Origin of the sequence: Xanthobacter dioxanivorans (genome assembly GCF_016807805.1) — a bacterium.
Lineage (GTDB): Bacteria > Pseudomonadota > Alphaproteobacteria > Rhizobiales > Xanthobacteraceae > Xanthobacter > Xanthobacter dioxanivorans.
Window position 1 is genome coordinate 4,960,174 of the sequence record NZ_CP063362.1, and the last position, 19,069, is coordinate 4,979,242.

10 protein-coding genes and 1 pseudogene are annotated in these 19,069 nt (G+C 67.7%); 4 read left to right on the forward strand and 7 right to left on the reverse strand.

Annotation, left to right across the window (positions count from 1 at the left end; genetic code table 11):
- Positions 1 to 19: 19 nt before the first annotated feature.
- From EZH22_RS23120 to recA, 5 genes and pseudogenes are all read right to left on the reverse strand, one after another.
- The gene (locus tag EZH22_RS23120) at positions 20 to 1,171 is read right to left on the reverse strand and encodes a cyclic nucleotide-gated ion channel (protein ID WP_203192751.1); all 1,152 of its coding nucleotides are present in this window, start codon (positions 1,169 to 1,171) and stop codon (positions 20 to 22) included.
- A 3-nt stretch (positions 1,172 to 1,174) separates the two neighbouring features.
- Positions 1,175 to 1,804 (reverse strand): NAD-binding protein, encoded by a 630-nt coding sequence (locus tag EZH22_RS31990; protein WP_231711574.1) that lies wholly within the window; start codon positions 1,802 to 1,804, stop codon positions 1,175 to 1,177.
- A 9-nt stretch (positions 1,805 to 1,813) separates the two neighbouring features.
- A pseudogene (locus EZH22_RS31995) lies at positions 1,814 to 3,015 on the reverse strand (cation:proton antiporter domain-containing protein); the annotation flags it as partial.
- Positions 3,016 to 4,279: 1,264 nt separating this feature from the next.
- Positions 4,280 to 6,934, reverse strand: a complete 2,655-nt coding sequence (alaS, locus tag EZH22_RS23135; protein ID WP_203192754.1) for an alanine--tRNA ligase — start codon at positions 6,932 to 6,934, stop codon at positions 4,280 to 4,282.
- Between the two features lie 229 nt (positions 6,935 to 7,163).
- Positions 7,164 to 8,249, reverse strand: a complete 1,086-nt coding sequence (gene recA / locus EZH22_RS23140) for a recombinase RecA (protein WP_203192755.1) — start codon at positions 8,247 to 8,249, stop codon at positions 7,164 to 7,166.
- Positions 8,250 to 8,642: 393 nt separating this feature from the next.
- Here recA and prfB point away from each other — a divergent pair, with 393 nt between their 5' ends.
- A complete protein-coding gene (prfB, locus tag EZH22_RS23145; protein ID WP_203192756.1) occupies positions 8,643 to 9,773 on the forward strand; it encodes a peptide chain release factor 2 in 1,131 nt (376 codons plus the stop codon).
- Between the two features lie 67 nt (positions 9,774 to 9,840).
- Here prfB and EZH22_RS23150 read toward each other — a convergent pair whose 3' ends face one another.
- Entirely contained in the window at positions 9,841 to 10,179 is a 339-nt protein-coding gene (locus EZH22_RS23150; RefSeq protein WP_203192757.1) for a hypothetical protein, read from the reverse strand.
- Positions 10,180 to 10,607: 428 nt separating this feature from the next.
- On the opposite strand from EZH22_RS23150, the gene EZH22_RS23155 reads away from it, so the two are divergent.
- Together EZH22_RS23155 and EZH22_RS23160 are read left to right on the forward strand one after the other, a co-directional pair.
- Positions 10,608 to 12,029: a lipopolysaccharide biosynthesis protein gene (locus EZH22_RS23155; protein WP_203192758.1), complete on the forward strand. Its 1,422-nt coding sequence runs from the start codon at positions 10,608 to 10,610 to the stop codon at positions 12,027 to 12,029.
- Between the two features lie 308 nt (positions 12,030 to 12,337).
- Positions 12,338 to 12,766 carry a Rieske (2Fe-2S) protein gene (locus EZH22_RS23160; protein WP_203192759.1) on the forward strand — a complete coding sequence of 143 codons (429 nt, stop codon included), beginning with the start codon at positions 12,338 to 12,340 and terminating at the stop codon, positions 12,764 to 12,766.
- A gap of 383 nt (positions 12,767 to 13,149) precedes the next feature.
- Here EZH22_RS23160 and EZH22_RS23165 read toward each other — a convergent pair whose 3' ends face one another.
- Positions 13,150 to 16,875 carry a vitamin B12-dependent ribonucleotide reductase gene (locus tag EZH22_RS23165; RefSeq protein ID WP_203192760.1) on the reverse strand — a complete coding sequence of 1,242 codons (3,726 nt, stop codon included), beginning with the start codon at positions 16,873 to 16,875 and terminating at the stop codon, positions 13,150 to 13,152.
- A 757-nt stretch (positions 16,876 to 17,632) separates the two neighbouring features.
- Between EZH22_RS23165 and EZH22_RS23170 the strand changes: the two genes are divergently transcribed.
- Positions 17,633 to 18,997 (forward strand): MFS transporter, encoded by a 1,365-nt coding sequence (locus EZH22_RS23170; protein WP_203192761.1) that lies wholly within the window; start codon positions 17,633 to 17,635, stop codon positions 18,995 to 18,997.
- The last annotated feature ends 72 nt before the right edge of the window (positions 18,998 to 19,069 follow it).

Consider the following 19,069-nt stretch of genomic DNA (forward strand, 5'->3'; position numbering starts at 1 on the left):
TGCGCCTCCTGACCGGCACTCAGGCGCCGGCGTTCCGCGTCGCCGCCGCCATCAGCCGGCCGACCACCACCGGGTGGCGCAGGGCGAGCACGTGCAGCTCGTTCTCCTCGATGGCGAGGATCTTCGACTTGGCCACCGCCCGCACCGCCACCGCCTGGGCGCCGCTGGCCCCGGGCAGGAGGCCGAACACGGCGCCCGGCCCCAGCATCTCGACGCCGCCCCCGGTCGATGCTTCCCGCTCCAGGCGGCCCTCCAGCACCACGAACAGGTGCTCCGCCGCCTCGCCGCGCCGGACCACCTGGTGGCCGCGGTCGAAATTGCGCGAGTTGAGCAGCGGCAGCAGGTCGCCCAGCACCGGCGCCTCCAGCTCCGAGAACGGCGGCAGGCGCGAGATCATGGAGAATGTGACCACGAAGTGGTGCTTGGAGATCACCTCCGAGAAGGAGCTGGCGATAATGGCGATGGGCAGGGCCAGCATCACCAGCCCGGAGACCATGGTGATGCCGCCGATGATGCGGCCGACGGTGGTCACCGGCACCACGTCGCCATAGCCGACGGTGGTGAGGGTGGTGATGGCCCACCACATGGCGGCCGGGATGGAGCCGAACTGCTGGGGCTGGATGGTGCGCTCGGCCAGATACATGGCGGTGGCCGCGATGAGCACGCCCGAGCACAGGATGAGGAAGCAGGACAACAGCGCGTAGCGCTCGCGCTTGACCGAGAGATACAGCGCGTTGAAGCCGGAGGAATAGCGCGCGAGCTTCAGGAAACGCAGCAGGCGCAGCACCATCACCGCGTGGAAATCGTGCTCGTGCACCAGGGCGAAGAAGAGCGGCGCGATGGCGAGCAGATCGATGATCGCCGGCGCCGTCACCACATAAGCGAGCCGTGCCCGCTGCGGCGACATCCCGCGCCGCAGGGGATGTTCCGGCGCCACCCACAGCCGGACGAGATACTCCACGCTGAAGACGGCGAGCGCCACATGCTCCCCGGCGGCGAACCACCAGGTGTCGCGCATCTCCAGTGAGGGCACCGTGGCCAGCACCGCCCCCGATACCGAGAGCAGGATGGTGGCGATCAGGAAATAGTGCACCACGTCCGCCACCCGGTCGCCCGGCAGGTCGCGCTCGAGGATATCGAAGGCGCGCCGTCGCGCCGTGTCGCGGTTCATCCCTCAGGCCCCATCGTTGGTTGTGCCGCGCTCGATTTCGCGGCGCACCGCGTCGCGTGTCCGCTCGATGCGCGCGGCGACCACATCCTCCGGCAGGCCGAGCGCCGCGAGCAGCCGCGCCGCCAGCTGGAGGCTCGCCTCGGTCGCTTCCGGGGTCACATCAGCCACCCCGAGGGCGGAGAGCCGGCGGGCATGCTCGGCGTCCTTGGCGCGGGCGATCACCACGGCAGCCCCCCAGTGCCGCCGCACCGCGGCCACCATGCGCTCGGCCGCGCTCGGGGCGTCGAGCGTCACGACGAACGCCTGCGCCCCTTCCGCGCCCAGCCGCTCAAGGATCTCCGCGCGGCCGGCATCGCCGAAATAGACGGGCCGGCCCGCCGCCCGCTCCTGCGCCACCCGGCGCGGATCGTTGTCGACCGCCACGAACGGCACGCCCTCCTCTTCCAGCACCTGCGCCACCAGCCGCCCCACCCGCCCGAAGCCGCCGACCACCACCAGCGCGCTGGCGACCGGTGCCTCGCCGGCCGCCAGATCGCCGTGCGCCTTTTCATCCAGCCGGCGGCCCACCAGCACGCCGAGCCGCGCCAGGAGGGGGGTGGTGGCAAGGCTCAGCCCCACCACCGCCACCAGCACGCCGGCATCGCCCGCCGCGAGCGTGCCCCGCGCCGACAAAAGGCCGAGCACAACGAAGGCGAACTCCCCGGTCTGGGCAAGGAGGATGGCCGATTCCGCGGCGATGGGCTGGCCCACGCGCATGATGCGCGCGGCGAGATAGGAGAAGGCACTCTTGACCACGAGCAAGGCGAGGGTCGCCCCCAGCACCGCCGGCAGGCGCGGCAGCACGGCGGCGAAATCCACGCTCATGCCCACGGTGACGAAGAACACGCCGACCAGCAGGCCCTTGAACGGCTCCAGGTCCACCTCGATCTGGTGGCGATAGGCGGTTTCCGACAGCATCATGCCCGACAGGAACGCCCCCAGCGCGGCGGAAAGGCCGGCGGCATGGGTGAGCGCGGACGAGCCCACCACCACCACCAGGGTGATCGCCATAATCAGCTCGCGCGAGCGGGTGGAGGCGGCGGCCGCCACCAGCGGCGCCAGCACGAAGCGGCCGGCCACCAGGATCAGCGCCACGGCGCCGGCGGCCTTTGCCAGCGCGGCGGCGGCGAGCGCGAAGACGCTGCCGCCCTCCTTCCCCAGCAGTTCCGCCGAGAGCAGGATCGGCGCCACCATCAGGTCCTGGAACAGCAGCACCGCGATGACCAGCTGCCCGAGGGGGCGAGGGAGCGGTGCTGGTCGCGCAGCAGCTGTCCGACCACCGCGGTGGACGACAGCGCCAGCGCGAAGCCCACCACCAGGGCCACTCCGGCATCGTGATCGGCCCCCAGCGCCGCGCCGGTGGCGAGGGCGGCGCCGCAGAAGAGCACCTGAAGGCACCCCACGCCGAACACCTCGCGCCGCAGCGCCCACAGACGCGGCGCCGAAAATTCGAGGCCGAGCAGGAAGAGGAGGAAGACCACGCCCAGCTCGCCGAAGGGCGCCACCCGCTCAGGACTGGAGATGGTGACGAAGCGGATCGCCGGCAGGCTCTCGGCGAGGCGACCGAGCCCGTGCGGGCCGAGGATCGCGCCCACGGCGATGAAGCCCACCACGGCCCCGATGCGCGCGCGGTGGAACAGCGGCACCAGCACCCCGGCCGCGAGCAGATAGACGAACGCATCCTTGAGGAGAGTGTCGTTCACATCCCGCTCCAGTCGTCCGTCACGCCACGCTCCCGAAGCTCTCGACCCACCCGCCCGGCCGGGCGACCGCGCCTGGGACAGGACAGCTGCGTCCCCGGACATCCATCCCACGCATCATGCCCGGTGCCCCCTGGTCCTTGCCCGATGCCCCCTGCCGGAGCATCGCAGCCGGCCCGTGCGGCGGGAGGCAAGAGGAATGCGCGCATGCGCGGCGGCGGATTGTTCACATACCCCCTGAATCACCCCGCACGCCACGCCCGTGTCGCCCGGCCCGATCCCGGCCGCTACCGCGACGCACCGCGGCCGAATGCCCGGATGCCGCACGATGATCGTGCCCCCTGCATCGCGACTGAAAGCCGCCGGCGCCGTGGGGGCAGACCGATGCGGGCCTCCTGCAACAACCAGCGCGCGCCCATTCCCCCCCGAGGCACTTCCTTCCCGGGGCAGTTCCCCCCGGAACACTTCCCCGGGGGGCGCTTCCCAAGGGGGCACTTCCAACCAAGCCACTTCCCCTGGAACCTCTCCCGCATGGCGCATGCCTCGCCCCACGCCCCCGAAGGTCCCGACCGCTCGCCATGCCCCCTGCGACCCAAACCGGGGATGCTATTCCGCCACCGTTGGCGCTGCGGCCGAGGATGGCCCCGGCCGCCGCGAACGAGACCTGCGCACCCGCCGCAAGGTGCCCGAGCAGGCGGACTTCCGCGAACGAGACACATGCCACCGAACGCAGCCGGCCCGCCTGCCGAGCCATGATCCGCGAGCCATGCGCCGCGAGCCACGCGCTGCGAACGGTGATGACCCACGCCCGGTGATCGCCCGCGCCTGGCGAAGCCCGCGCCCGGTGACGGCGCTCCTCCGGAAAGGACGCGCGCCCGCACATCATTGGGACGAAGGACACCGCGTTCTGTGGGCCCTTCCACCCGAACCGCACCGCCGGCCCACCACGAACCGCGCCCGAGGCCACCGCCGGCGCCTCGCCGCTGATGCCGCGGGCCGAGGCCGATCATCCGAAGCGCCGGCCCGGCCCCTCCGCCTCGAAGACGGTCCGCCGGCCCCGTTTCGAGGGCTCCACAGCCCGCCGGCCTCGCCCCCGCGCCCGGCCACGGCACCATGGGGCAGGAGGATGGGGCGCCCAGGGCCCGCGCCGCCGGCCCGACGCATCCACGCCAGCCGACATGTCGCCGACATGTTCCGTACGACACCCGCCGACGCATACCCGACACGCGGCATGTCGCCCGTCCATCCTGTGTCCAAAGGACCGAAGCCGTCGCCGACCCGGAGGAGCACCGGTGCCGGAGCACCCTGCCCCAGCGGGTCGACCGCGACAGATGGGGACCATCCGTATCGGCGAATCGTCCTCTCACTCTCAGAGAGAGAGCGCGGCCTCAATCGCCGCCAGCGCCGCCTCCGCCTTCTCGCCGTCGGGACCGCCGGCCTGGGCCATGTCCGGCCGGCCACCGCCGCCCTTGCCCCCCAGCGCCTCGGCGCCCCGCCGCACCAGCGCCACCGCATCGAAGCGCGCGGTGAGGTCCGCCGTCACACCCACCACGATCCCAGCCTTGCCATCCGGTGTCACCCCGACGACGGCCACCACGCCGGAGCCGAGCTGCTTCTTGCCCTCGTCCACGAGACCCTTGAGATCCTTGATCTCGATGCCCTCGACCTGCCGGGCCATCAGCTTCACGTCGCCCACGACCCGCACCGCATCGCTGCCGCCCTGGCCGCTGCCGCCCATGGCCAGCTTCTTGCGGGCGTCGGCCAGATCACGCTCGAGCCGCCGCCGCTCCTCCACCAGCGAGGCGACCCGCGCCTCCACCTCGGCGACCGGCGCCTTCAGCGTCGCGGCCGAAGCCGCAAGCGAGGCGGCGGCGGCATTGAGGTGACGGCGCGCCGCCCGGGCGGTAAGCGCCTCGATGCGACGCACGCCGGACGCGACCGCGCTTTCCGACAGCACGGAAATGAGCCCGATGTCGCCGGTCCGCCTCACATGGGTGCCGCCGCAAAGCTCCACCGAATAAGGCGCGCCATTGCCGTCGTCGGTGCCCATGGAAACGACGCGCACCTCCTCGCCATACTTTTCGCCGAACAAGGCCCGCGCGCCGGAGGTGATGGCGTCGTCCACCGCCATGATCCGCGTCTCCACCGGTTCATTGCGCAGCACGAAGCGGTTGGCGATGTCCTCCACCTCCGCCACTTCGGCATCGGAGAGCGGCTTGGGGTGGGAGAAGTCGAAGCGCAGCCGGTCCGGCGCCACCAGCGAGCCCTTCTGCGCCACATGGTCACCGAGCACGCGACGCAGGGCCTCATGCAGGAGATGGGTGGCGGAATGGTTGGCGCGCACGGCGCCGCGGCGCGCATGGTCCACTTCCAGCACCAACGCCGTGCCCGGCCTGAGCGTACCCGCCTCCACCTTCACGTCATGGACGAAGAGGTCGCCGAGCTTCTTCTGGGTCGCGCGGACTTCGGCAACGACCCCGCCTTCGCCGGTCATGCGGCCCGCGTCGCCCACCTGGCCACCCGATTCCCCATAGAACGGTGTCTGGTTGAGCACGACGAGCCCGGTTTCGCCGGCCGACAGGCTCTGCGCCTCCGCACCCTCGCGCACGAGGGCGGTGACGACCCCCTCCGCCTTCTCGGTTTCGTAGCCGAGGAACTCCGTCGCCCCAACCTTATCCCGCAGGGCAAACCAGACGGCGTCGGTGGCAGCCTCGCCCGATCCCGCCCAATTGGCACGGGCTTCCGCCTTCTGACGGGCCATGGCCGCGCCGAAGGCATCGGTATCCACCGTAATGCCGCGCTCACGCAGCGCATCCTGCGTGAGGTCGAGGGGGAAGCCGTAGGTGTCGTAAAGCTTGAATGCCACCTCGCCGGGGAAACGCGCGCCGGACGTGAGCCCGGCGCTCTCTTCCTCGAGGATGGACAGGCCGCGATCGAGGGTGCGGCGGAAGCGCGTCTCCTCGAGCAGCAGGGTCTCCTCGGCGAGAGCCTCGGCGCGGACGATCTCCGGATAGGCGCGCCCCATTTCGCGCACCAGCACCGGAACCAGACGGTGCATCAGCGGATCCTTGGCGCCGAGCAGCTGGGCATGGCGCATGGCCCGGCGCATGATGCGCCGCAGGACGTAGCCACGTCCCTCGTTGGACGGCAGGACACCGTCGGCGGTCAGGAAGACGGACGCGCGAAGGTGATCGGCGATGACACGGTGGCTCGCCTTCTGCTGTCCGTCGGGATCCACCGAGGTAAGCTCCGCCACCTCGGCGATGAGGGCGCGCATGAGGTCGGTGTCGTAATTGTCGTGCACGCCCTGGAGCACCGCGGAGACCCGCTCGAGCCCCATGCCGGTATCGATGGACGGGCGCGGAAGCCCCACCCGCTCGCCACCGGGGAGCTGCTCATACTGCATGAAGACGAGATTCCAGATCTCGATGAAGCGGTCGCCGTCCTCGTCCGCCGAGCCGGGAGGGCCGCCGGGCACGTTCGGACCGTGGTCGAAGAAGATCTCCGAGCACGGCCCGCACGGCCCGGTGTCGCCCATGGACCAGAAATTGTCAGAGGTGGCGATGCGGATGATGCGTTCGTCGGGCAGGCCGGCGATCTTCTTCCACAGGCCGTACGCTTCTTCGTCCTCACTGTAGACGGTGACGAGCAGGCGCTCGCGCGGCAGCTCGAACGTTCCGGTGATGAGCTTCCAGGCGAGCTCGATGGCCCGCTCCTTGAAATAGTCGCCGAAGGAGAAGTTCCCCAGCATCTCGAAGAAGGTGTGGTGCCGGGCGGTGTAGCCCACATTGTCGAGGTCGTTGTGCTTGCCGCCTGCCCGCACGCACTTCTGCGATGTCACCGCGCGGGAATAGGGCCGCTTCTCGACGCCGGTGAAGACGTTCTTGAACTGCACCATGCCCGCATTGGTGAACATGAGGGTGGGATCGTTGTGCGGCACAAGCGGGGAGGAAGGCAGCGCCTCATGCCCCTCCTTCACGAAGAAATCGATGAAGCTCGATCGGATCTCGTTGACGCCGCTCATGTGCCGGCCACTGTCCCCTGGGCGCCGGGCCGCACAGGCAGCCGGCTTCTGTGATCGCTCCGCGTCCTGCGCCCGGATGGCGCACCCCGCGGTCCCGGCACGCGCCGCACCATGCCGCGCACGGCCCACCGGAACCGGGTTCGTTTAACGACGGGCCCGGCGCTTGTCCAGAAACGCCTTTGCGCACCGGAACGCAGAAGGACATGCAGACAGGGCGCTAATGCGCCCGTCAGGCGTCCGCAGCATCCCCGTCGGCGTCCACCTCCGGATCTCCCGCGAGGATCTTCTCCGCGATGAGGCCGGCATTCTGGCGGATGGCCGCCTCGATGCGCCCGGCCACCTCCTGGTTCTGCTTCAGGAAAGTCTTGGCATTCTCCCGCCCCTGACCGAGGCGCTGGCTGTCATAGGAGAACCACGCCCCGGACTTCTCGACCACTCCGGCCTTGACGCCGAGATCGAGCAGTTCGCCCGTCTTCGACACGCCCTCGCCGTACATGATGTCGAACTCCACCTGCTTGAAGGGCGGGGCGAGCTTGTTCTTCACCACCTTCACGCGGGTCTGGTTGCCCACAACCTCGTCGCGCTCCTTGATCATGCCGATCCGGCGGATATCGAGACGAATGGAAGCGTAGAATTTAAGCGCATTGCCACCGGTCGTGGTCTCCGGCGAGCCGTACATGACGCCGATCTTCATCCGGATCTGGTTGATGAAGATCACCATCGTGTTGGACTTGGAGATGGAAGCGGTGAGCTTGCGCAACGCCTGGCTCATGAGGCGAGCCTGCATGCCGGGCTGGTTGTCCCCCATCTCGCCGTCGAGCTCGGCGCGCGGCGTCAGCGCCGCCACCGAATCGACCACCAGCACGTCGACGGCGCCCGAGCGCACCAGCGTATCGGCGATCTCGAGCGCCTGCTCGCCCGCATCCGGCTGGGAGATGAGGAGGTCGTCGAGGCTGACCCCGAGCTTGCGGGCATAGATGGGATCGAGCGCGTGCTCGGCGTCGATGAAGGCGCAAGTGCCGCCCCGCTTCTGCGATTCGGCGATCACATGAAGCGCGAGCGTCGTCTTGCCCGACGATTCCGGGCCGAAGATTTCCACCACGCGGCCTTTTGGCAACCCGCCTATGCCGAGCGCGATGTCGAGCCCCAGCGATCCGGTCGGAATGCTCTCGATCTCGAGCGCTTTGCCGCCCTTGCCGAGCCGCATGATCGAGCCCTTGCCGAAATGCCGCTCGATCTGAGAGAGCGCGGCATCCAGCGCCTTGGTCTTGTCCATGGAAGAACCTTCGACGAGTCGGAGTGTCGCCTGAGTCATCGCCGCGCTCCAGTGCCGGTGCAAGGGGAAATGCACGCCCGACCTTCGTACATGTTTTGTTCTCCGTTCGCAATATGTTCTCATTGCATGGAAGCGCGAAGCGATGTGGCTCGAGTCACCATGTGTCCGATTTTTAGATGCGCGAGGAGGATGTGCATATCTCGGGTTGAAACCCGAAGGCGTCCATGCGCTCCATCGCCTCATGCGCAGGGACACCCGCGTTGATCGGAGCCGCACGGTGAGGGCGCGGTCGAGGGGCTGTCTTCCGGCTTCCCTCCACCTGCCCCGGCCCGCCCTTGTCGCCGGACGCCAATGGCCTCGCCGTGCACGTCCGTTTACACCCATGCCCGCCGCCGCTATTTTCCGCGGCCCTCAGCCGGAGAACGAAAAGCCATGCGCGCGGAACTCGCCGCGAAGGTCGACGAGATCAGAGCTTCCCTGGACCTCCTGCGGTCCCATCTCGACGTGGATCGCTCGCGCCGGCGGCTCGCCGAGCTGAATGCCATCGTGGAAGACCCCAAGCTGTGGGACGATCCGGAACGAGCGCAGAAGCTGATGCAGGAGCGTACCACCCTGGAAGATGGCCTCTCCGCCATCGACCGGGTGGAGCGCGACCTCGCCGACCATATGGAGCTCATCGAGCTCGGGGAGGCGGAGGGGGACGAGGGCGTCATCACCGAAGCCGCCTCCGCCCTCGACGGGCTGAAGGCGGAGCTGGCGCGCCGCGAGTTGGAGGCGCTGCTCTCCGGCGAGGCCGATTCCAACGACAGCTACCTGGAAGTCCATGCCGGCGCCGGTGGCACCGACAGCCAGGACTGGGCGGAGATGCTGCTGCGCATGTACCGGCGCTGGTGCGAGCGACACGGCTTCAAGGTCGAGCTGATGGACGAGAGCCAGGGCGAGCAGGCCGGCCTGAAGTCCGCCACCATCCAGGTCAAGGGCCACAACGCCTACGGCTGGCTGAAGACCGAGGCCGGCGTGCACCGCCTCGTGCGCATCTCGCCCTTCGATTCCAACGCCCGCCGCCAGACCTCGTTCGCCTCCGTGGACGTCTATCCGGTGGTGGATGATCGCATCGTGGTGGACATCAAGGAAGCCGACGTCCGGGTGGATACCATGCGCTCCGGCGGCGCCGGCGGCCAGCACGTGAACAAGACCGAATCGGCGGTGCGCCTCACCCACATTCCCACCGGCATCGCCGTGGTGAGCGAGGGCGACCGCTCCCAGCACAAGAACCGCGCCACCGCCTGGAACATGCTACGCGCCAAGCTCTACGACCTGGAACTGAAGAAGCGCGAGGCGGAGGCCATGGCGGAACAGGCGGCCAAAACCGATATCGGCTGGGGCCACCAGATCCGCTCCTACGTGCTGCAGCCCTACCAGTTGGTGAAGGACCTGCGGACCGGCATCACCTCCGGCACGCCGCAGGAGGTGCTCGACGGCGACCTCGACCCGTTCATGCAGGCGGCCCTGGCCCAGCGCGCCTATGGCGGCGGCCCGGATCAGGTTGAGGATGTGGACTGATGGTCCGCGTCCGAACTTCGCTCGAAGAGGCTGGCGTTAGCGGGCCTGCCTTTTTGGGTCCCAGCCATCAGAAGGCCGGCGCGGGAGCGAATAGGCAGAGCGTGCGCCCCTGCTTCTGCCCGCCGACCGAGCAGCGATGGAACTTGCCGTCGGGGCTTTCGGGCACCGCATCACGCGGAAAATATTCGCCGGTGGCCTTTATGAAATAACCCTGACCGGCGAACTCCACCTCGTCCTGCATGATCTCGTAGCAGTCCTGCCCTGAGCAGCAATAGGCCGGATACCATTCATGTGTATGGCCGGGCAGGGCGAAACACACCCATGAAAGGCTGAAGACGAGATCCAAGGTCGGTCGCAGCATGCGGCTGGCAAGGGTCGCGGGCGGACGCGGCGTCGAAAGCGTCATGGGCGACGGCTCCGTTTCGCCTAAAGACAGGATTGGCTGACCTTAGGCCGTTCGGGTCGTTCAGGATGGCGCAAGCCGGTGTCAGCTCAAAGGAAATTTAGCGTGGCCTTATCTGACGATAGGGCAGGCGCCCCTGTTCGTGTCGGCGCAGGCGACCTTCGCGGTCCACGGCTTAATCCCCTGTCCCGGCGATTGTGCGGTGCATAAAAACAGGTTGCCGCTCTTTAATAGCCAGTAGAGGGAAGCCCCCTTGGCCGCACCCCTCTTCATTCGAACGGGTGCGCCTGACGCGAGGTACGATTGCCCTGCATGGCATGTGACGGGTTGGCGCCCCCCAAACGGGCTGGTTTCGGCGCCCACGGGTTTGCCGTACCGACAGGATCGATCGCTGGTAAAACAGCGCGCCGCGCAGCAGGAAACAGCGTCGGATGTTCGAGGCAGTGATGGCCAACCGCACATCCAGGCTCGGGGCGATTTACGCTAAGATCAGTCGCACGCTGTCGGTCATCCGGCTTCGACCCTTCGACAAATCGACGGAAGAGGGACGCTCGAAGGAGCGGATGCGCCGGGCGGCGCTTACAGCACTCGCCGGGGCTGTGGCGAAGCTCACATCAGTCTCGACTGGGCTGATCTCCGTGCCGCTCACAATCCATTATCTCGGCACTGAGCGGTACGGGCTCTGGATGCTCATCACATCCCTGTCGATGCTGCTGTCCTTCGCCGATCTCGGGATGGGAAACGGCATCCTCAATGCAATCGCTCATGCAAATGGGAAAGATGACACGCAGGCGATGCGCGCGATCATCTCCAGCGGCTACCTCATCCTCGGCAGCATCGCCGCCGCCATGTTGATCGCCCTCGTGCTCGCATACCCTTATATTCCGTGGGCGAGCGCCTTCAATGTCCATAGTGCTCAAGCGCAGGCCGAGGCCGGTCCAGCAGCCGCGGTTTTCCTCACCTGCCTTGCCCTCGCCATTCCGATCGGTGTGGTGCAGCGGGTGCAGATCGGCCTTCAGCAGGGGTTCGGAAACGGCATCTGGCAGTGCGCTGGTAGCCTGCTGGGCCTTATCGGCATCCTTATCGTCATCTCCTACGAAGGTGGGCTTCCGTGGCTCGTCTTCCCCCTCGCAGGCCTGCCGCTGGTCGCCTCGTTAGCCAATACCGTTGTCCTGTTCGGTTTCTGGCGCCCCGATCTCAGGCCGAGCCTCCTGCTCGCCTCGCGCGGGAGCATGAAGACCATTGCGCGCGTTGGCGTTATGTTTGTCGCCCTGCAGGTCATCTCAGCCTTCTTCGTACATTCTGATAATCTGATCATTGCCCAGTTGCTCGGCGCAGGAGCAGTGGCGACCTACGCGGTGCCCGTCCAATTGTTCGGGGTTGTCGGCGCTCTGCTGGCCATGGCGCTCCAACCGCTGTGGCCCGCTTATGGAGAGGCCATCTCCCGCGGCGACCGGCCCTGGATCAAGAACATCGTCATCCGCTCCCTCAAGATCTCCGTCGCCTGCGCCTTCGCACTTTCGGCGATCCTGGTGCTGGGAGGGCAGGAAATCACAGCACTTTGGACGCGTGGCGCCATATCGCCTCCCTTCCTGCTGCTGCTCGGGCTCGGCTTCTGGAAGGTCGCCGAAGCCGGCGGGGTGGCGGCGTCCATGTACTTCTACGGCGCCAACGCGCTGAAGTTCCTGGTCATCACCACCCTCACCACAGGTATCTTCGCTTTCGGGATGAAGCTGGTGCTCATCCCGGAAATCGGAGTTGCAGGAGCAGTGTGGGGCACCGTGATTGCCTATTTGCTGTGTTACTGTATTCCGGCTGGCATCTTCTTGCGCCGACGCCTCGCGGGGTCGTGAGGCGACCATGGCGCGGCACAGGCTCTGCCTGCGCCGCCAGCGCCTTGCGCAGGTCAATACGGATTTTGCCGCGGTGGCCGTCATCGTATTCACTGGTGCGGACATTCACCCCACGACGAGGCTCTTGCTTGGCGCATCCTCGTTCTCAAGCTGGCACTTTGACGGGAATACGACAGTTGACCTGCGGGCCGACGACCCGCTTTATAGAATCCTTCAGGGCCCGACGATGGCGTGGTTCTTGCTCCGAGCCGACATGTCCGCTTCCCTTTCGGGGTCAGCGCCGCGCATATCGGGGTGAGGCACGGTCCATGAGTGAGCTTTTTGCTGTCTGCGCCACCTACGAAGTCGACGACGGGGACGCGCGCGGGTTCGTGCTTGCGCGGCTCGACGAGACCGGAGCCCGGCAGCGCTGGCCCATCCTCATTACGAGGAAGGCGAATACCTTCTACGGCTTCGAGAATGCCTGTCCGCACCAAGGTGCCCGCCTGGACGGCTTTCCCGGGGAGTTCATGGACGAGGAGGGCAACTTCCTCACCTGCTCCCGGCATCACGCCAAGTTCGATCTCGACACCGGGCAGTGCTTCATTGGCCCGTGCCAGGGTCAGGCTCTCAAGTCGATCAAGGTGGTGATCGATGACGGCGACGTGTGCCTGGTGGATGTGGAGTTGGCCGAGGAAGACGGGCTCGACATCGAGGACCCCAACGAGGTCCCGGAGGTGCTGATCACCGGCGACTGACGCCGCCCGGAGCGAGGGTTTCTGGTAGCCGCGTCCACATCGCCGCCTGAGCGCGCTCCAACCCGCCACCTGAGGCTGTGACCTCGCGGGCCCGCCGGTGTCCCGGCCTTTCCGCGCATGGACGAGATCCGGTTCGTGCGCACCCGCCTGGCCCGGACAAGGCGGCGATCGGTTTCCTAGCCCGTCCATCGCCAGCGACAAGGACGTGTTTCTCAAAGATGGACTGACGATCAAAAACGCGGCGTGACTTCGAATGATACAGGACTGTTAGCCCCCGGCGCGAAAGGCACGTAGCTCCGCCATGCCTCACGCTTCCATCTGCCCGGGACTACAGTCCCGGGCAGATGGCGTCCCAGCTATTTTTCAACCAACCTGAAAAACCCTCAGCTGCAGCCGGTCGTCCCGCCGCAGGTGTCGCACTTCAGGCAGGTGCCGTTGCGCACCATGGTGAAGTTCATGCACTCGGGGCAGGCCTCGCCTTCATAGCCCTTGGCCCGCGCCTCGGCGCGGGCTTCCGCCTTGCGGGCGGTGGCGGACCACGGCAGCGTCTTCTCCATCAGGCTCTCGACCGCCGCCTCCAGCTCCTCCACCTCGGGCGTCGGCTCCTTCAGCTCGACCGTGTCGGTCTTCAGGGCCGTGGCCCCGTCCGTGCGGGCACGCAGCACCGTCACGTTGTCGGTGCCGGAACGAGGCTCCGTCGAGACCGGCTGCGCCGCCAGCAGGTTCACCGTCTTGCCCCGCACCAGGCCCTTGGAGACGACGCGGTTGGCCGGGTTCGGCGCCTTGCCCTCGTCCACGCCCTTGCCGAGGGCGTCGAAGCCGGTCTCGTGGGGGTCCACGTGGCCGAGATCGTTGCGGCCGAGATAGGACACCGCCAGCTCGCGGAACACGTAGTCGAGCATGGAGGTGGCGTACTTGATGGTGTCGTTGCCCTGCACCGGGCCCGCAGGCTCGAAGCGGGTGAAGGTGAAGGCGTCCACATATTCCTCGAGCGGCACGCCGTACTGCAGGCCGAGCGAGATGGCGATGGCGAAGTTGTTGAGGAGCGAGCGAAGCGCCGCGCCCTCCTTGTGCATGTCGATGAAGATCTCGCCGAGGCGGCCGTCATCATATTCGCCGGTGCGCAGATACACCTTGTGGCCGCCCACCACCGCCTTCTGGGTATAGCCCTTGCGGCGATCGGGCATCTTCTCGCGCTCGCGCACCCGGTGCTCGACGATGCGCTCCACCACCCGCTCGACGATCTTCTCGGTGACGGTGGCCGCACGCGCCGCGTTCGGCTGGGCGACGAGGGCTTCCACCGCATCGTCCTCGTCCTCCTCGTCCGCCACCAGCTGGGCGTTGAGGGGCTGGCTGAGCTTGGAGCCGTCGCGATAGAGCGCGTTGGCCTTCAGCGCGAGGCGCCAGGAGAGCAGGTAGGCCGCCTTGCAGTCCTCCACGCTCGCGTCGTTGGGCATGTTGATGGTCTTGGAGATGGCGCCCGAGATGAAGGGCTGCGCCGCCGCCATCATGCGGATATGGCTCTCCACCGAGAGGTAGCGCTTGCCGATCCGGCCGCACGGAGACGCGCAGTCGAACACCGGCAGGTGCTGGGGCTTCAGGAGAGGCGCGCCTTCCAGGGTCATCGCCCCGCAGACGTGCACATTGGCCGCGTCGATGTCCGCCTTCGAGAAGCCGAGGAAGCCGAGGAGGTCGAACTTCGGATCGGCCAGCTGGGCGGCGGGCACGCCGAGGGCCTGGGCGAGGAATTCCTCGCCGAAGGTCCAGCGGTTGAAAGCGAACTTGATGTCGAAGGCGGTCTTGACCGCCGCCTCGGCCTTGGCGATGGCCGCGTCGTCGAAGCCCTTGGCGCGCAGCGTCGAGTGGTTGATGGCCGGAGCCTGCGCCAGCGAGCCGTGGCCCACCGCATAGGCCTCGATCTCGGCAATGTCCGCCTCGCCATAGCCGAGCGCGCGCAGCGCCTCCGGAACGGCGCGGTTGATGATCTTGAAGTAGCCGCCGCCGGCGAGCTTCTTGAACTTCACCAGGGCGAAGTCCGGCTCGATGCCGGTGGTGTCGCAGTCCATGACGAGGCCGATGGTGCCGGTGGGGGCGATCACCGAGACCTGGGCGTTGCGGTAGCCGTGGTGCTCGCCCAGGGCCAGGGCCTTGTCCCATGCCGCGGTGGCATGGGCGACGAGGCGCATGTCCGGGCAGGAGACGTGGTCGAGCGGCACCGGGGCGATGGAAAGGCCCTCATAGCCGTCGGCGAGGCCGTGGGCGGCGCGGCGGTGGTTGCGGACCACCCGCAGCATGGACTGGGCGTTGGCGCTGTAGGCCGGGAACGGGCCGAGCTCCGCCGCCATCTCGGCGGAGGTGGCGTAGCATACGCCGGTCATGATGGCCGAGAGCGCGCCGCAGATGGCGCGGCCCTGGGGCGAGTCATAGGAGATGCCGCTCGACATGAGCAGGCCGCCGATGTTCGCGTAGCCGAGGCCGAGGGTGCGGTACTCGTAGGACAGCTCGGCGATGCGGCGCGAGGGGAACTGCGCCATCAGCACGGAGATTTCGAGCACCACGGTCCACAGCCGTACCGCGTGCTCGTAGCTCTCCACGTCGAAGCGCTTCTCGGCATCGCGGAACTGCAGCAGGTTCAGCGAGGCGAGGTTGCACGCCGTGTCGTCGAGGAACATGTATTCCGAGCACGGGTTGGACGCGCGGATCTCGCCGGCGGCCGGGCAGGTGTGCCAGTCGTTCACAGTGGTGTGGAACTGGATGCCGGGGTCGGCGCAGTGCCAGGCGGCGGCGCCGATCTTCTCCCACAGCTCGCGGGCCTTCACCGTCTTTGCCACCTTGCCGTCGGTGCGGCGGATGAGCTGCCAGTCCTCGTCCGCCTCCACCGCGCGCAGGAAGTCGTCGGTGACGCGCACGGAATTGTTGGAGTTCTGGCCGGCCACCGTGATGTAGGCCTCGCCGTCCCAGTCGGTGTCGTAGATGGCGACGTCGATGTCCTTGTAGCCCTGGCGGGCATACTGGATGACGCGGCGGATGGCGGCGTCGGCCACGCCGGCCTTGCGGGCGGCCTTGATCTCGCGCTTCAGCGCCGGGTTCTTCTCCGGCTCGAAGCAGCTGTCGCCCTCGCCCTCGCAGTTCACGCAGGCCTTGAGCACGGCCTTGAGATGCTTGGCGTTGAGCCGGGAGCCGGTGACGAGCGCCGCCACCTTCTGCTCCTCGATCACCTTCCAGTCGACATAAGCCTCGATGTCCGGATGGTCGGCATCCACCACCACCATCTTGGCGGCGCGGCGCGTGGTGCCGCCGGACTTGATGGCGCCCGCCGCGCGGTCGCCGATCTTGAGGAAGCTCATGAGGCCGGACGAGCGCCCGCCGCCGGAGAGCCGCTCGCCCTCGCCGCGCAAGGCGGAGAAGTTGGAGCCGGTGCCGGAGCCGTACTTGAACAGGCGCGCCTCGCGCACCCACAGGTCCATGATGCCGCCGTCGCTCACCAGGTCGTCGCTGACCGACTGGATGAAGCAGGCATGCGGCTGGGGATGCTCATAGGCCGAGGTGGAGGCCTGAAGCGCGCCGGTCTCGTGGTCCACGTAGAAGTGGCCCTGCCCCGGGCCGTCGATGCCGTAGGCCCAGAACAGGCCGGTATTGAACCACTGGGGGGAGTTGGGCGCCGCCATCTGCATGGCGAGCATGTAGCGGTGCTCGTCAAAGAAGGCCTGGGCGTCGGCCTCGCCGTCGAAATAGCCGCCCTTCCAGCCCCAGTAGGTCCAGGTCCCGGCGAGCCGGTCGAACACCTGCTTGGCGGAGATCTCGCCGACGACGCGCTCCTTCTCGGGCAGCGCCGCCAGCGCCGCCTCGTCGGGAACCGAGCGCCAGAGGAAGGAGGGAACGGAATTCTCCTCCACCTTCTTCAGGCGCGCCGGCACGCCGGCCTTGCGGAAATATTTCTGGGCGAGGATGTCGCTGGCCACCTGCGAGAACTGTGCCGGGACCTCGATGCCCTCCTGGCGGAAGACCACCGATCCGTCGGGATTGCGGATCTCGCTCACGGTCTCGCGGAACGGAATGTCCGCGTAAGGGGAACGACCCTCTTGCGTGTAGCGACGTTCAACGCGCATGACCGGTGCTCCTTGGCTCGGCCCCATGCGGGCCGATTTGTCTAGCAGATGAATGTGGCAGTCGTCACGGTACGGCAGGCACGGCGCAGGGCGCCGCGCCGTGGCGGTCGTTCAGGCTCTGATCTCGGGGACGCGGCAGGCACTCACCAACCCATACTCGTGGGAAAGCCCGTCGCTCAGGTCCCGAACGCTAGTGCGAGTCTGGCCGTTGGGTCAAACCCGTTTTTGCCACGGCTTGTGGTAGCAGCACCCCCGCTCCTACTAGATATAGTAAGCGAACGCCCCTTAGCAAACCCTTAACGGGCGTTGTCTCGGCTCGATTCCCGCCCCTGTTGAACAGCCGCGTGTCGCCCGGGCCACAAGATATAGTCATCACCGTCATCCACAGACTGGCGGCGCATTCGTCGTCGGGCCGTCATCCGGCGCGGTCGGCTTTGGTCTGCGCCAAGGAGGCGAATCTTACTCGGGCACCGCCCAACGGCCCAGCGCCGGCTGCCCCAAATCGCGGGAGCCCGATGGCCCAGGGCCGGCTCCGGCAACGCACGCGCCATGCGCGAAACACATGGCGCCTCTGCAGATCTCTGGACGGTGTGCTATGGCTAAGGGTGCCGCAATAATCTATCACGCGCCCCAATCCGCCCGTGCGCCGGACGCCCTCCCTCCGATCCGTCGCGACAGAAAATTACCGCTCCTCGCCCATCCTTCGCGCGGTCATGCCCCGGCCCGGTGGGCGAGCGAAAACGTTGGAAAGCACAGGATGTCCACCACCGTCGCCGCCACCGCCGACGCGCCCGCACTCGCCAACCCGCGCTCCCGCGTCATCCTCGCGAGCCTCGTGGGCACGACGATCGAGTTCTACGACTTCTACGTCTATGCCACGGCGGCGGTGCTGGTGTTCCCGCACCTTTTCTTCCCGGCGAGCGACCCGATCACCGCGCTGCTCGCCTCCTTCGCCGTGTTCGGCGCCGCCATGGTGGCGCGGCCGCTCGGCGCCATCTTCTTCGGCCATCTCGGCGACAGGAAGGGCCGCAAGATCACGCTGGTGGGCGCCCTGCTCACCATGGGCGTCGCCACCTTCCTCATCGGCCTGCTGCCCACCTATGCCACCGCCGGCTGGCTGGCACCCACGCTGCTGGTGGTGCTGCGCCTCGCCCAGGGCTTCGCCCTCGGCGGCGAATGGAGCGGTGCCGCGCTGGTGGCGACCGAGAACGCCCCGCCCGGCAAGCGCGCCATCTACGGCACCTTCCCGCAACTCGGCGCGCCCATCGGCTTCATCATCGCCAACGGCCTGTTCCTGATCATCGCGGCGCTGATGCCGTCGGCCGATCCCTCGCGGCCGTCCGACGCCTTCCTCTCCTGGGGCTGGCGCATTCCGTTCCTGTTCTCGGCGGTGATGGTGATCGTCGGCCTGTGGGTGCGCTTCAGCCTGGTGGAGAGCCAAGCGTTCGAGAACACCGTCAAGCGCGGCCGCATCCAGAAGCTGCCGCTGGCCTCGGCCTTCATCACCTACTGGCGCGAGCTGATCCTCGGCACCTTCTACATGCTCGCCACCTACGTGCTGTTCTACCTGATGACCACCTTCTCGCTGAGCTATGGCCGCGCCGCCATCACCCCGGCGCAGCCGGGCGGGCTGCCGGGCCTCGGCTACGACTACCGCACCTTCGTGCTGATGATGATCGTCGGCGTGGTGTTCTTCGGCATCTTCACCCTGGTGTCCGGCCCCTGGGCCGACCGCTGGGGCCGCCGGCGCACGCTCATCGCCATCACCACGGCCATCGCCGTCTTCGGCCTCACCTGGGTGCCCATGCTCGCCGCCGGCCCGGTGGGGGTGATGGCGTGGCTCATCATCGGCTTCACCCTCATGGGCCTCACCTTCGGGCCCATGGGCGCGCTGCTGCCGGAGCTGTTCCCGGCCAATGTGCGCTATACGGGCTCGGGCATCTCCTACAACGTCTCGTCCATCCTCGGCGCGGCAGTCGCGCCCTTTATCGCCGTGGCCCTGTGGAGCTATGGCGGCGGCAGCCCGTTCTGGGTGGGTGTCTACCTCACCTCCATGTCGATCCTGACGCTGATCGCGCTGATCCTCGGCAAGGAAACGCGCGACGTCGACATTCACCACTGAGCCGCAAGGGGGCGATGCCCCCTTGCGTCATTCCCGGAAAGGGAGTGAACCTTTGCGCCCCGTCCGCGTAGG

Excerpts from the sequence above, each read along its gene's own strand:
- EZH22_RS23170 (WP_203192761.1), top strand. The coding sequence starts at position 17,633 with ATGTCCACCACCGTCGCCGCCACCGCCGACGCGCCCGCACTCGCCAAC.
- EZH22_RS23165 (WP_203192760.1), bottom strand. The coding sequence starts at position 16,875 with ATGCGCGTTGAACGTCGCTACACGCAAGAGGGTCGTTCCCCTTACGCG.
- EZH22_RS23120 (WP_203192751.1), bottom strand. The coding sequence starts at position 1,171 with ATGAACCGCGACACGGCGCGACGGCGCGCCTTCGATATCCTCGAGCGC.
- EZH22_RS23160 (WP_203192759.1), top strand. The coding sequence starts at position 12,338 with ATGAGTGAGCTTTTTGCTGTCTGCGCCACCTACGAAGTCGACGACGGG.
- prfB (WP_203192756.1), top strand. The coding sequence starts at position 8,643 with ATGCGCGCGGAACTCGCCGCGAAGGTCGACGAGATCAGAGCTTCCCTG.
- recA (WP_203192755.1), bottom strand. The coding sequence starts at position 8,249 with ATGACTCAGGCGACACTCCGACTCGTCGAAGGTTCTTCCATGGACAAG.
- EZH22_RS23155 (WP_203192758.1), top strand. The coding sequence starts at position 10,608 with ATGTTCGAGGCAGTGATGGCCAACCGCACATCCAGGCTCGGGGCGATT.
- alaS (WP_203192754.1), bottom strand. The coding sequence starts at position 6,934 with ATGAGCGGCGTCAACGAGATCCGATCGAGCTTCATCGATTTCTTCGTG.
- EZH22_RS23150 (WP_203192757.1), bottom strand. The coding sequence starts at position 10,179 with ATGACGCTTTCGACGCCGCGTCCGCCCGCGACCCTTGCCAGCCGCATG.